Below are 15,937 nucleotides of genomic sequence, written 5' to 3'. Positions count from 1 at the left end.
TTTAAGGCCGATGCTATTTTAAAAGTATTTCCGTACAGTCAGGTTTATTTACAACAATCCTGTAATACTATTATCGTCGCTCCAAACAATGTGCCCCTATCAAAAATCAGCGAAAATCTGCGTTCCTTTTCCTTTTAAATCTGCGGGAAAAACCTTAAAATTTTCTGTTCTTCCCCCAAATCAAATAAACTATCGAGCCTAAAAACGGAGCCATAACGATAATAATAAACCACAAAACTTTAACCGTAAAATTCATTCCGCTATTTCTTGAGATGTGATAAAGCGCCACAAGTATCAATATCAGCCATAAAATAGCCGGGATAATAATAAATAACGCAATTTGATTGCTGCTAACATTAGTTTGTAATAGCATAATATTTCTGATGTATTAAGCTTCAACAATCCTTTCGCCAATTTGTTGGCGCCACATGGCCTGATATAAACCTTGCTGAGCAATTAGTTCCTCATGTTTGCCATGTTCGATAATGTGTCCTTTCTCTAAAACATAAATCACATCAGCATGCTTAATGGTTGATAAACGGTGTGCAATCAAGATTGTAATGTGGTCGGTTAAATCAGATACGTTTCTAATCGTTTTAGTAATTTCTTCTTCCGTTATAGAATCTAGAGATGAAGTTGCTTCATCAAAAACTAGAATATCTGGTTGCCTTAACAAAGCCCTTGCGATTGATAAACGCTGTTTCTCGCCACCCGAAACTTTTACGCCGCCCTCACCAATTAACGAGTCTAAACCTTTATCGGCACGAGCCAGCAAAGTTTGACAAGCTGCCTGATTTAGTACTTTAAAACATTCTTCATCGGTTGCAGTTGGGTTTACAAAAAGTAAGTTTTCCCTAATCGTGCCCGAAAATAATTGTGTATCCTGGGTTACAAAACCAATTTTTTCGCGTAAGGCATCTAAATCAATCTGTTTGCTCGAAATACCGTTGTAAAGCACATCGCCCTCTTTGGGTTGATATAAACCTACCAATAACTTAACTAGGGTTGTTTTACCCGAACCCGAAGGACCAACAAAAGCGATGGTTTGTCCATTATGGGTTTTGAAGGTGATATTTTCTAAAGCATTTCTGTTAGCGGTTTGGTGTTTAAAGCCAACATCACTAAAGGTTAAATCTTTAATCTTCTCTATGGATACCGGGTTCTCAGGTTTTTTGTCAATCGGAGTGCTTAAAATTTTCTTAAAGTTACCTAATGAAACTTCTGCTTCTCTCCAGGCTAAAATAACGTTGCCAAGTTCTTGCAAAGGGCCAAACAGGAAAAAAGAATAGAACAAGAATGTTAAATACTGTCCGGCGGTAATGGCATTATCAAAGATGAGTAGCAGCAAAACCAAAATCATGGTACTGCGCACCAGGTTTACCGTAGTACCCTGAACAAAGCTCATACTGCGAACATACTTTACTTTTTTAAGCTCCAGGCCTAAAATTTTATAGGTGGTTTTATTTAATCTTTCAATTTCCTGATCGGCTAAGCCCAAACTTTTAACCAATTCAATATTTCTTAGTGATTCTGTTGTTGAGCCAGCTAAAGCAGTAGTTTCGCCAACAATTGAACGTTGAATGGTTTTAATCTTGCGGCTTAAAAACCAGCTTACAAAACTGATGATTGGAATAGCCGTGAAATAAACCAAAGTAACTTTGTAGCTTATTGAAACAGAATAAACGATAACGAAAATCATCCCGATTAAACTGACAAACAATATGCTGATGAATGAGGTAATGAATTTCTCTGAATCTAATCGTACTTTTTGCAAAATACCCAAGGTCTCACCGCTACGCTGATCTTCAAAAACTTGGTAGGGTAATTTCAGCGAATGCTGCAATCCATCGGCGTACATTTTTGCACCTACCTTTTGTACGATAACACTGGTAAAATAATCCTGAAAGTTTTTAGCAATACGAGAAACCATTGCCGCACCAATAGCCAAACCGATTAAACCTAAAGAGCCCCATAAATATTGGCTATAGGTTAATTTATCTTTTTGATTGATGAAACGATCTAAAATTCTGCCCGTTATATATGGATCTAGTAGTGAAAAACCGATATTTAAACCTGCAAGCAGTAACGCCAAAACCACAATCCATTTGTGGTTTTTCAGGTAGTCTAATAATAATCCCATTAAAGTTTTGTTGTTTGTAAGTGCAAACATAAAAAAAGGGAATGGATAAAAATCCATTCCCTTTTTTTATGACTTTTTGGAAAGATACGCCGTATCTTTCTATGACTAAAATCCGTATCTCAAACCAATTTGAGCCTGCCAAGGATTACCCGTTGGATTTACAACTCCTGTATTATTTAAACGGTAGTTGTAGTTCGAGCTTGCAGCATCAAAACCAGTAACAGCGTAAAGTGCTTGAGTACCTAATGTTTCTGATGTACCCCAGGTTTTCTTAAATAAGTTGGCTACGTTAAACAAATCGCCAGAAATTTCTAACTTTTGTTTTTTGCCAAATTTAAACTCATAGGCTAATCTTAAATCGACTGTACCAAAAAAGCCATTTATACCACCATTACGTTGTGCAAATGTGCCCTCATATTTTGTGATGTAATCTTTCAAACTTTGACTTGCATCGCCATTGGCTAATAAAGTTTGTAAAGCAGTTCTAAGCGCTGCTGGTACACTTGTATTTGTAGGACTGAAGATGTATGCTAAATCGTTTGTTGCCACGAAATCGCCATTTGTGTTTCCTCCAGATAATAAACTATATCTGGTACCACCAATACCTGAATAGCGAATACCAGCCTTGATACCATAAAATGATGGCAATGTTCCATAAACAACAACCTTGTTTCTGAATTGACCGTTCGAATAAGTCATGTTGTTTAAGTTTCTTGGATCATCAACAACAGGTAAAGATAAAGTTGCCGAATTGGCTACGTTACCGTTAAATGAAGTATTATCCTTGGCATCGTTGTAGGTAAAACTCGCAGAAATTTCTCCATCTTTAAAGTATTTCCAGGTAGCATCTACAACCACAGCAAATTGGTTAACTTTTCCTTTGCTGTTTAACTCTAATACCCTACCAAATGCATTTGTTAAACGACCTGTTTTCCAATCTGTAGTTCCATTACCCGGAATAATCGTATTTGCTGGTACATATACGCCTCTGTTTCCTTCATTTGATAATCTGAAGAAAGGATTTGCAACCATGTTTCTATCCACATACATATAGTTGTTACGTGCTAATGTTGCATAACCAGTAATACCAATACGTATTTTATCGTTTATTAATTTATTGTATGATAAGTTGGCTTTATAAACTACTGGCATTCTAGCATCTTCAGCGTAAGTATTTATGGTTGGAATTTGTAACGCTGCTAAAGTTGGCGCTGTTGCACTTCCATTTCTGTAGCCAATAAAGTTAGGCGTTGGTACACCAGTACCCGTTACATCAACCGTTGCAAAGTGTTTACCATCAAACGTAAGGTTGTTAATGGTCATGTAGTTATTAATGTCAGAGCCGAAAATACCTGCTCCTAAGCGAACATAGTCTGTATGTTTTTCATTAATATCCCAATTAAACTGAATACGGGGCTGAACTAAAAACTGTTTTAATTTGTGATCTGTTCTTACACCAATCGCATCAAATAGTTGTTGGTTAAGTGGAGATGTTGGATATTTACTAAAGTCTAAACGTAAACCTCCGGTAAAGTCTAAACCTTTACCTAATTTAGTTTGCATTTGACCATAAACTGCTGTATTCCATAAATTACCTGTAACAGTTGGGTCGGCAACTAAAGGAACCTCTCTGTAATAGCTAATAGGTATTAAATTGTCGAAGTTTTGCAAAGCAGTCTGCGCAGTTGCTCCCGTACCTGATCTATTGAATGTAAAACGTCCATTTACTTCACTACCATACAATGATTTTGCATGGGTGTACATAATGTCTACACCAAAAGTATATTTGATTTTATCTGTATTGTAGTAAAAATTATCTACCAATTGGAAAACGTTATTGGTAAAACCTTCCTGCCCGAAACGGTGTCCGCCAATTTGAACGGCAGTCGCTAGTGTAGCTCCAGTAGTAGGAGATATAGATTCTAAGTTAGAAACTACAGCCCTTGGTATAGCAAAACCTAACTCATCATTCTGAGTACTGGCTTGGTATGTATATAAATGTTGTAATTTTAACTCATTGGTAACTTTGCTACTAATTGTAGAACGTAATGTAGCCAATAAACTATTATCAACGTTTTTATCATTACCGTAACTTTCATAGAAATTTATCGCTGTATTATCGCCTAAACCTAATGGATTTCTATCATTGGTATAGTTATCTCTGATAGTCAATAAATTCTTATCATTAATTTGCCAATCTAAACGAAGAAATCCAGCATCTGTACCTCTTTTTTTGGCGAAAGAACCAAATTGTTGTGTGTTAGCAACGCCATACTTGCTTCTCGCAACACCTAAAAAGTTATTTAAGGTACTGTTTGTAATGTTAAAACGAGCAACGTCTGCATCTGAATTAATATCAGCAATAATTAATGGGCGAGAATCTCTTTGATGATCCCAAGCTGCAAAATAATGTAATTTATCTTTAATGATGGGACCGCCTAAGCTAAAACCATATTGATAAGTTGAGAAATCATTAACTCTAGGATTTCCTCTGATGTCATATTTACTGGCTAAAAAATCTGCACGGTTATAAGCGAATGCACTTCCTGTAACTTCGTTTGTACCAGATTTGGTTACCGCACTAATTGTTCCACCACCTGAGCGGCCTAAGCTAACATCGTATTGATTGGTTACCACCTTAAACTCTCGCACACTTTCTATTGAGATAGAGTATGGCGCACCACTACGACTGGTTGTACTGCCTGAAGATGTTGGGTTCTTCGCCGTCATACCGTCAATAGTAAAATTCGTAGATGAACCTAACTGACCAGAAATACCGCCCGGTCCTGCTAATGGAGATAAATCTGTTAAGCTAGAAAAGTTACGACCGTTTACAGGTAAAATGTTCATCGTTTTTGATGAAATTTCTGTTGAAGCACCAAATTGTTGTACTTTATTTCTTAATGATGAACCATTAATTTCAACATCGCCAAGATTTTGAGCTGATTCTTGCATGTTGATGGCTACAATAACCGCATCTCCCTGGTTCAGCATAAAACCTGTTCTGTTCTGCTCAGCATAACCAATGTAAAGTGCCTTTATGGTATATGGTCCACCTAAAGGAAGTTCTTTAAAGGTGTATTCTCCTTGTGCGTTTGTTGATGTTCGGGTTGTAAAACCTGTTGAGTTGTTTTTAACCTGAACAGAAACGCCTGGAATTGGTTGTTTTTTTTCATCGGTAACCTTACCGGAAATTGAAGCTTGTGTTGTTTGTGCTTTTAGGGAACTTGAAACACAGAAACACAGCATTAATACTGCTAAGAGTAAATTTTTGACCATGATTAGTTTTTCTGATTTATGGTGCAAAATTGTTATTACAGTATTAACTAAAATTCTATTTAGGATTAAGAAAACGTTTCCAAATTGCTTAATTCATAATTGAATGTTAAAATAAAAACCTATATCTTAAGAATTAGCCTAATTAGATATAGATTGGCTGTCGAAGTAGCTTAATGATTATTTAAACAATTTAAGGATTGCTTATTCTTTTTATTCAGTAGCCTTTTTATGTTAAGCCTTATAAAAAGAATTGTACCTTTGCGCCGTCACTAATAAGTTACTTAATGAGTAATATCAATAGAAAGCAAGATGCACTCGATTACCACTCGCAAGGGCGGCCAGGAAAAATACAAGTAGTACCTACAAAACCAACAACTTCGCAACGCGATTTAACCTTGGCTTACTCGCCGGGTGTTGCAGAACCTTGTTTAAAAATAGCTAATAATACAGATGATGTTTATAAATACACCGCAAAAGGAAATCTTGTTGCGGTAATCAGTAATGGTACAGCCGTTTTAGGTTTGGGCGATATTGGCCCTGAAGCAGGCAAGCCGGTTATGGAAGGTAAAGGTTTGTTATTCAAAATTTTTGCCGATATCGATGTATTCGATTTAGAATTAGATACCAAAAATGTTGATGATTTTGTTAAAATCGTTAAGGCTTTGGAGCCAACATTTGGTGGGGTAAATTTAGAAGATATTAAAGCGCCTGAGTGTTTTGAAATTGAGCGTCGTTTAAAAGAGGAAATGAATATTCCTGTAATGCACGATGACCAGCACGGAACGGCGATTATTTCTGGAGCAGCGTTGTTAAATGCTATCGAAATCCAGAAAAAGAAAATAGATAAAATTAAGGTTGTGGTAAGTGGCGCTGGTGCTGCTGCAGTATCATGCTCTAAAATGTATCTATCTCTAGGTGTGAAAGCCGAAAACTTAGTGATGTTCGATATTAATGGTTTAATTACCACCGAACGTACTGACTTGGATGATATGCGAATGAGTTTCGCTACAACCAGAAAAGACATTAAAAATATCGGTGATGCCATGAAAGGCGCCGATGTATTTATCGGCCTATCAGCAGGAAATGTTATCCAACCAGAAATGTTGGTTGGTATGGCGAAAAACCCGATTGTTTTTGCAATGGCAAATCCAAACCCGGAAATTGCTTACGAACTTGCTGTAAAAACCCGTAAGGATATTATTATGGCAACTGGTCGTTCTGATTATCCAAACCAGGTTAATAATGTTCTGGGTTTCCCATACATATTTCGCGGAGCGTTAGACGTTCGTGCAACAACCATTAACGAAGCGATGAAGATTGCAGCCGTTAAGGCAATTGCAGAACTGGCGAAAAAATCTGTTCCAGAAGCTGTAAATCTTGCTTACAATGCCCGTAACCTTAAGTTTGGTAAGGATTATATTATTCCAAAACCGGTTGATTTTAGGTTAATTACCGAGGTTTCGATCGCGGTTGCAAAGGCAGCAATTGAAAGCGGAGTAGCCCGCAAAATTATTACCGATTGGGATGCTTATCATGAAGAGTTAAGAAAACGCCTAGGTTTGGATGATGTTATCATGCGTGCCATCACCAACAAAGCAAAGTCTGATCCTAAACGAGTAGTTTTTGCAGAGGCTGATAATTATAAAATTTTAAAAGCGGCTCAAATCGTTAAAGATGAGGGAATCGCAATTCCGATTTTATTGGGTAACAGAGAAAAGATACAAGATATTATTGATGCTCATGCGTTGGAGTTAGATGGCGTTGAAATTATCGATCAGATGCAAAATCCGGCGAAGACGAAACAATATGCCGATGCTTTGTACAAAAAACGTCAGCGTAAAGGGATTTCTGCCAGCGATGCAACAAAACTATTGAGAGATAGAAATTATTATGGAGCATCGATGGTTGAGTTTGGTGAGGCTGATGCAATGATTTCTGGCTTAACCAAAAACTATGGCGATACCATTAAACCTGCATTACATGTAATTGGTGTAGACCCATCGGTGAAACGCGTTGCTGGTATGTATATGATGATGACTAAAAAAGGTCCGGTATTTTTTGGAGATACTACTGTAAATGTAGACCCAACTGCCGAAGAACTTGTTGCCATCACGTTATTGGTAGAGAAATCGGTTAAGCAATTTAACATTAAACCAAGGGTTGCCTTGTTATCTTATTCAAACTTTGGTTCAAATGATGGTGTAACACCCGAGAAAGTTAGAAAGGCTGTAAATATTTTGCATAAGGAGCATCCGGAAATTGTAGTGGATGGCGAAATGCAAGGAAACTTTGCCATGAATAACGAATTGTTGAAAGATAATTTCCCTTTCAGTACACTGGCAGATGCACCTGCAAATACATTAATTTTCCCAAACCTGGAAGCTGGTAATATTGCTTATAAATTATTGCAGGAACTTGGTGGTGCTGAGGCTGTTGGTCCGATTTTGTTAGGTTTGAATAAGCCTGTGCATATTGTGCAATTAGGCAGTTCGGTGCGTGAAATTGTGAATATGGTTACCATTGCCGTTGCTGATGCACAAGCAAAGGAAGAATCGGCAGGTGGTGCTAAGCGAAAAGGTATTTTTACAAAAACATCAGCAAAAAAATAAGTTATTAATTGCTTTTAACTGCAATTAGCTTTAAATTAAAATTCTAAAATTGTAATTCGAAATCTCAATATGTACGCCTACATTGATGGTAAACTTACCTTTAAAAACCCTGCCTATGTTGTAATAGAAGCGGGAGGAATCGGTTATCATATTAATATTTCGTTAAATACATACAGTAGTCTTGCCGAAACAGAAAGGTGTAAGCTTTATACCTGGCTACATGTTAAGGAAGATGGACATACATTATACGGCTTCGCTGATGAGGGCGAACGCCGTTTATTTTTACATTTAATTTCTGTTTCGGGCATTGGCCCGAATACAGGAAGGATGATTCTCTCATCCATTACGCCAACCGAAATCCAAGCCGCAATTGTTAATGCAGATTACCCTTTAATACAACGGATTAAGGGCTTAGGTGCAAAAACCGCACAACGCCTGGTTTTAGAGTTGCAGGATAAACTGAAAAAGGAAGGTGTGGATTCATTAATTTCTGTACCTCAACACAATACCGTTAAAGATGAAGCGTTATCAGCATTAGTGATGCTCGGTTTCGCCAAACAAACAGCCGAAAAAACTATCGATCAGATTTTAAAAGTAACAGAAGGAACGCTTTCGGTAGAGCAGCTAATTAAACAAGCCTTGAAGAACTTATAGACTAACCGCCTTTGAAGAGAATATTTACCCTATTAATTCTCATCCCACTTCTACTTGCCACAAAAAACAGCTTTGCTCAAGTTGTAACTGGCAAAGCGGATACCTCTTTGTTAAAAAATAACTTCAGCCTCCGCGAAAAACAATTGCTTGGTTTAAGTCCAACCACCAATCCTTTTTATCCACTTCCAAATGGTTTAAAAAGAACGGTAGAGTTTGAACCTAAAACCAAACGGTACATTGTAAAAGATTTAGTTGGCGATAAATACGTAACCAGTATTCAATATTTAACAATTGATGAGTACCAACGATTGGTTAACAGTGAGGTTAAGCGTGGCAATTGGAGAAGTATTTCCAATGCTGAGGTTAGCGATTTTAGAAACACAGGTGTTATTCCACAAATTCAGGTAAATAGTAAAGCTTTTGAAAAGTTATTCGGTGGTACAACTATCGATATTCAACCTCGTGGCGAGGCCGAATTGACTTTTCTTGGTCGCACGAACAGAAACGAAAATCCATTATTTAACGAGCGCCAAAGGGTTCAAACAAATTTCGATTTCAATCAAAGAATCCAGATGGATTTAATTGGAAACATTGGTACAAAATTAAAAATCAAAAGTAATTACAATACCGAAGCCCAGTTCGATTTCGAAAATCAAATTAAGTTGGATTACACGGGTGGACCAGATGATATCATTAAAAAAATTGAAGCAGGTAATGTGAGTTTGCCACTAAATACGAGCTTAATTTCTGGTACACAGGCTTTGTTCGGTTTGAAAACGCAACTTCAATTTGGCAAGTTAAATGTCACGAGTGTTTACACCCAGCAGAAATCACAATCAAGAGAGATTAAAATTACGAATGGTGCACAATCAAATGATTTTAGGGTTAGTGCAGATAATTATGAAGCCAATCGTCACTTTTTCCTATCGCAATACTTCAGAAATACCTACAACAGAAATTTAGCTAATGCACCGATTATAACTTCGCCTATTCAGATTACAAAAATTGAAGTTTGGATAACAAATAAGGCGGGCAACACTACCGATTCTCGCGACGTTTTGGGATTAATTGACTTAGGCGAAAACAGCCCGTTTAATACTGCGCAAATCACAGGTGGAACTTCTGCACTTCCGGCCGGAACAACAGCTACAGGGTTTCCACAACAATCGAATAATTTATTACAAAACCTTCCGGCAGGTGCAAGGCTTACAAACTCGAACGATGTAATTTCCTACTTTCAGGGAAATGGCGGAACGGATAACTTTGCTAAATTAATTTATGCCAGAAAACTAACCGATAGAGAGTTTACCTTTCAGCCGCAACTTGGTTATATCTCCCTAAATAATGGTTTAAATGGCGATGAAGTTTTGGCCGTTGCCTATCGATACACTTACAATGGCGTAGAATATCAGGTAGGGGAATTTTCTACAGATGTTACTTTTGACGGTGCCACACCAAAAGTTTTATATGCAAAATTATTAAAAAACGAAACTACCAAAATTAACCTGCCAACCTGGGATCTGATGATGAAAAACATCTATTCTATTGGTGGCTATCAAATCAGCAGTCAGAATTTTAGGTTGGATGTTTACCGGATTGATAACCAAAGTGGCGTTGAAAGTCCGGTAATGACTGAAGGACAGAACACCGCCAATAAACAGTGGATAAACCTGACTGAAGTGGATAGGTTAAATCCTCAGAACGAAAGGAAATCTGATGGTGTTTTCGATTTCGTGCCTGCAAATAATGCCTTTGGCTCTGCAACAAATACATATACGGCAAATAATAGTTCAACCTTTGGTTCTAATTTAAGCGGAACTGGTTTATCAGCCTTGCTTAACAATACTAATACGGGCTATATTACCATCGACCCTGCAAACGGAAGAATAATTTTCCCTGTAATTGAACCCTTTGGAAAGGATTTAGCCGCAAAATTTGCACCCGGAGAACAAGCACTTATTGATAAGTACACTTTTACGGCATTGTACGATTCGACGCAAACCATTGCCAAACAGCTGTTTCAGGATAAGAACAGATTTGTATTTAAAGGTCATTACCAATCTGATGTTTCATCAGAATTTAGCCTTAATGCAATAAATGTTCCCGAAGGTTCTGTTAAAGTTTTCGCCGGAACAATGCCTTTGGTAGAAGGTGTAGATTTTACTGTCGATTATCAGGGTGGAAGGGTAAGTATCATTAATCAGGCACTTTTAATTTCTGGTCAGCCGATACGAATTACAACAGAAAATAATGAGCTTTTTGGCTTGCAACAACGTTCGCTATTTGGTACAAGGCTAGATTATAAGGTTAATAACAAGTTAAATTTGGGCGGTACGATAATGAATCTTACCGAGAAGCCTCTTACTCAAAAAGTTAATCTGGGCGAAGAACCGATTTCAAATACCATTTGGGGTGCTGATATCAATTATAGTTCACCGTCAAGGTTCTTAACTAAACTGGTTGATAAAATACCATTCATTTCTACCAAAGCGCCATCGAGCGTCACTTTTTATGGAGAGTATGCACAACTTATTCCGGGGCATCCGAGGGCTTTAGATTTTGCAGGAAGTAGAAATGGTGTTAGTTATCTTGATGATTTTGAAGCTTCTAGGTCGATTATCGATTTGAAAGGTGCAATTTCCTGGCAACTTTCTGGTACACCGCAACTTTTTCCAGAATCTCAGTTAATTGATAATTTAGAGTATGGATACAACAGGGCAAGGGTTGCGTTTTATAATATCGACCCAACATTCTACAACGCTGCGGCTTCAACAACGCCCGCAAATATTCGTAATAATAGAAACGAACTTTCTAATCATTACGTTCGTGAGGTTATAGAGCAAGAGGTTTTCCCATTTAAGCAAACTGCAACCGGACAGGCATTAAATATTACCACTTTAGATGTTGCTTACTACCCAACCATTCGTGGACCATACAATTACCGAACTACGGGTTTCAATAGAGATGGAACTTTGCTCAATCCAAGAAATAATTGGGGTGGTTTTCAACGTAGAATAGAAACGAATGATTTTGAAGCCTTGAATGTGGGCTTTATAGAATTTTGGGTTTTAGATCCATTCATTTACAATAAAAGTAATACAGCTGGCGGTGATGTTTATTTCAATCTTGGTAATATTTCTGAGGATATTCTAAAAGACGGACGTAAATCATTGGAAAATGGTTTGCCAGCCAATGAAGATCCATCAAAATATGATGAAACTGCTTGGGGTCGTGTTCCAAAATTGCAACCTGTTATACAAGCTTTTGATAACGATCCGGATGCCCGTAGAGCGCAGGATGTTGGTTTGGATGGTTTATCAAACCAGAACGAACGGACAAAATTTGCCAATGCAATTAATACGATTAAAGCACAGTTGAGCCCGGCAGCGGCGGCCATTATCGATGCCGATCCATCTTCAGATGATTACGCCTATTTCCGAGGTCCGGCTTTAGATCAGATTAATGCAGGTATATTAAAACGCTATGAAAGGTATAACGGCCCTGAAGGGAACTCTAAAACTTCGCAACAATCTCAAGAAGAGCTTGGATTAGAAAACTCGGCTTCAACTTCTTTACCCGATGGTGAGGATATTAATCGCGATAATAACATGACGCAAAGCGATGAGTATTTTCAATATAAAGTATCTATGCGTCCGGCAGATTTAGTTGTTGGGCAAAATTATATTACCGATAAGGTAACTTCAACGGTGAGGCTTGCTAATGGAAATAGTCAGGCAGTAAGTTGGTATCAGTTCCGTGTGCCGATTGGGGATTATCAACAAAAGGTTGGTAACATTCAGGATTTTAAATCCATCCGTTTCTTTAGGATGTTTATGACCAATTTTGCAGATACAACGATTATGCGTTTCGCAAAATTGCAGTTAATTCGTGGCGAATGGCGGGAGTTTAATGCTAAAAATGGTGCCGATCAGGTTATTGTAGACCCAAGCTTACCATTGCTCACTCCGGATAATTCTACTGTTGAGGTTTCCACTGTAAATATCGAAGAAAATGGACGGCGTACACCAATTCCGTACGTAACGCCACCAGGAATTATCAGAGAAAGGGATTACAGTAATTACCGTGGAGATACCCGTTTAAATGAGCAATCGTTGGCGTTGGGCGTGAAAACACTTCGAGATGGTTACGGACGTGCAGCTTTCAAAACAGCTTATAGCGATTTCCGCTCATACAAAAGGTTGGAAATGTTTATCCATGCGGAAGCATTTAATAACCAACTGATAAATGATGGCGATGTTGCTGCATTCTTAAGAATTGGAACAGATAATCAGGATAACTATTACGAGTACGATATTCCGCTAAAAATTACTACACCAGGAACTTCTGACCCAGATGCAATTTGGCCGGATGCAAATCGGATGGATATTGATTTAACATTGTTCCAAAATGCAAAGTTGGCTCGTAATGTAGCTAAACAACCTAACGGACAGCCTTGGCCGATAAATGTCCCTTTTACTTATTCTGATGGCGTAAGGACTATTATTGTTAAAGGACAGCCCGATATGAGTAAGGTTAGAATTTACATGTTAGGGGTAAAAAATCCGCTTAGAAATTTAGCAAGCCCGGGGCGTGATGATGGTTTGGATAAAAGCGTAATGGTTTGGTTTAACGAACTTCGTTTAACAGAATTTGATGAACGGGGTGGATGGGCAGCAACAGCCAGATTAAATTTAAAACTGGCAGATTTTGCTGACGTAAATATTTCAGGAAGTAAATCGACAATTGGTTTTGGTTCCATCGATTCTCGCGTGAGCGAAAGAAATCGTGCTGATAATGTTTTATTAGATGTTTCTTCTGCAGTTGAGTTAGGTAAGTTTCTGCCTCAGAAATCGGGTGTTAAAATACCAATGTTTGTAAGTTATTCTAAGCAGGTTGCTACACCACAGTTTAACCCTCGGACACCGGATATTGAGCTGAAAAATGCTTTAGACCAATCTACCAAAGAACAAAAGGATTCGATATTAAACTTTGCGCAGGATTACACGGTAAGGCGGGGTATCAATTTTACAAATGTTAGAAAAGAAAGAACCAATAACACCAAGCCGGTAAGGCTTTGGGATATCGAAAACTTTTCAGCAAGCTATGCTTACACCCAATATGATCATCGTGATTTTATAAATCAGAACAGTATTCAGAATAATTATCGGGGCTCTCTGCAGTATAGTTATTCTAAAGAAGCAAGAAGTTATGCGCCTTTTGAAAAGATTATAAAATCGAATATGCTTTCTATTCTCAGAGATTTCAACTTTAGCATTTTACCGAGTGCGATAAATTTCCGTGTGGATGTAGACAGGTTATATTCGGAGAATACGCTGAGAAATAACGACCCAAATAATACGATTCCTCTACTTCAGAACGGCTATGGTAAAACATTTAATAAAAATTTCAGGATGAGCCGTTTGTATGGCATCGCATGGAATTTAACCCGTTCTCTACAACTTGATTTTAATGCTACGAATTATTCGATAATTGATGAACCCGATGGAAGAATTGAGGGTTTGAAAAGGGATACCGTATGGCAAAATTTAAAACGTTTGGGTAGAACAACGGATTATAACCACAACTTAAACGTAACTTATGCCGTGCCGATTAATAAAATTCCAGGCTTAAACTGGGTTACTTTATTAACGAAGTATGGTACAAATTTTAACTGGCAAACTGAACCTTTAGCAACTTTGAATGACCCGAATATTAATTTGGGCAATACGGTTCAAAACAGCAGGAATATTCAGGTAAATCCAACATTTAATTTCAATAGCCTTTACAGTAAGTTTGGTTTTATTCGAAATGCAAACAATAGTGAAGAAGGTGGCGCTAAGAAGTTTTTCATCAACTTACTTACCAGTATAAAAAATGTAAATCTTAATTATGTACAAACTAAGGGTACGTTTTTGCCGGGTTATTTACCAACAACAAGATATTTAGGTATTGATAATATAACGGGTGCTCCTGGTTTGGGCTTTGTTTTTGGTAGTCAGCGAGACATAAGAGATATGGCGCTTAACAATGGCTGGTTAACTACAGATACTTTGCAAAACCAGCAATATATTAATACACTCAGAGAAGACTTTCAGTTAACCGGGCAGATAGAACCGATTAAAGATTTAAGAATTACCATCAGAGCAAACCGAGCGCAAACGAGGAATTTCTCAACTAATTTCCGGTATGTGGCAAGTGTTTCTTCTTTCGAAAATCTGAGCGCAATTACTACCGGAGATTATAGTATTTCTTACATCGCTATCGGAACAGCGTTTAAGGAAAATAATGCAAGTACTGTTTCTACTTTATACAACAGATTTATTTCAAACCGCATGATTATGTCTAGCCGATTGGGTGGGCAAAATCCAAACTCTCAAGGTATCACAAACGGATATGCAGATGGTTACGGCAAGGAAAGTCAGGATGTGGTAATTGCAGCATTTTTGGCTGCTTATTCAGGTAAAGATGCAAGTAATTCGAAATTGAGTTCTTTCCCTAAAATACCTTTGCCAAACTGGAGCTTAACCTATAATGGATTGACAAAAATTCCTTTTATTGCCGATAGATTCTCATCAGTAGATATTAAGCATGGTTACCGTTCGGCATATAATATTAATGGCTACAATTCACTACTTCGTTACCAGGAAAACAACGGTTCTGTATTCACAAGAGATGCGAATAATAACTTTTTACCACAGTTTCAGTTTGCACAGGTAACCGTTTCAGAATATTTCTCTCCTTTGATTGGTATAGACACACGTTTAAAAAATAACATTACCGCAAACATCGAATTGAACCGTTCTAGATTATTGGGTTTAAGTTTAACGAATAGTCAGTTGGCGCAACTTTCAGAAAATAATATTGTTGTCGGTTTCGGTTACCGAACCAATAAATTCCGTTTTCCTTTCGGTTGGTTTAAAAGCCTAAAAATGGATAACAATATGGATTTCAAGCTTGATGTTGCGATTAGAGATAATAAAACAGTAATCTACAGAACGGTTACCGATAGAAATAACCAAGAAGTGGCGCAAACAGAAGTATCATCTGGCGCAAAAAATATCACACTAAGACCAACGGTGGATTATGTTTTAAACCAGAAATTCAATATTCGGTTATTTTACGATTCGAATATTACCAAGCCATATACTTCGCAGGCGTTCAATACATCGTTCAGTAATTTTGGTTTTAGCTTGAGGTTTACCTTGAATTAAATTTGTTTGAATGCTAACAAGTGATTTGTGGAATAAGTATACTT

At 37.5% G+C, this 15,937-nt stretch carries 6 protein-coding genes; 3 read left to right on the top strand and 3 right to left on the bottom strand.

The features are described from left to right. Nucleotides 1–154: 154 nt before the first annotated feature. The 3 genes from R2Q16_RS03910 to R2Q16_RS03900 form a co-directional block, all read right to left on the bottom strand. Nucleotides 155–373: a PLDc N-terminal domain-containing protein gene (locus R2Q16_RS03910; RefSeq protein ID WP_316735269.1), complete on the bottom strand. Its 219-nt coding sequence runs from the start codon at nucleotides 371–373 to the stop codon at nucleotides 155–157. Between the two features lie 15 nt (nucleotides 374–388). Continuing rightward, complete coding sequence (locus tag R2Q16_RS03905; RefSeq protein ID WP_316735268.1) at nucleotides 389–2,140, bottom strand: ABC transporter ATP-binding protein; 1,752 nt, start codon at nucleotides 2,138–2,140, stop codon at nucleotides 389–391. Nucleotides 2,141–2,245: 105 nt separating this feature from the next. Further along, a complete protein-coding gene (locus R2Q16_RS03900) occupies nucleotides 2,246–5,419 on the bottom strand; it encodes a TonB-dependent receptor (RefSeq protein WP_316735267.1) in 3,174 nt (1,057 codons plus the stop codon). Nucleotides 5,420–5,703: 284 nt separating this feature from the next. On the opposite strand from R2Q16_RS03900, the gene R2Q16_RS03895 reads away from it, so the two are divergent. From R2Q16_RS03895 to sprA, 3 genes are all read left to right on the top strand, one after another. Continuing rightward, nucleotides 5,704–8,028 carry an NADP-dependent malic enzyme gene (locus R2Q16_RS03895; protein WP_316735266.1) on the top strand — a complete coding sequence of 775 codons (2,325 nt, stop codon included), beginning with the start codon at nucleotides 5,704–5,706 and terminating at the stop codon, nucleotides 8,026–8,028. A 69-nt stretch (nucleotides 8,029–8,097) separates the two neighbouring features. Further along, nucleotides 8,098–8,682, top strand: coding sequence for a Holliday junction branch migration protein RuvA (gene ruvA, locus R2Q16_RS03890; protein ID WP_316735265.1), 585 nt, complete (start codon nucleotides 8,098–8,100; stop codon nucleotides 8,680–8,682). Nucleotides 8,683–8,693: 11 nt separating this feature from the next. After that, nucleotides 8,694–15,893 carry a cell surface protein SprA gene (sprA, locus tag R2Q16_RS03885; RefSeq protein ID WP_316735264.1) on the top strand — a complete coding sequence of 2,400 codons (7,200 nt, stop codon included), beginning with the start codon at nucleotides 8,694–8,696 and terminating at the stop codon, nucleotides 15,891–15,893. Nucleotides 15,894–15,937: the final 44 nt, after the last annotated feature.

Origin of the sequence: Pedobacter aquatilis (assembly GCF_032678425.1) — a bacterium.
GTDB classification, from domain to species: domain Bacteria; phylum Bacteroidota; class Bacteroidia; order Sphingobacteriales; family Sphingobacteriaceae; genus Pedobacter; species Pedobacter aquatilis_B.
Note: the sequence above shows the minus strand (reverse complement) of the source record. Positions and strands in the feature narration are given on the sequence as shown.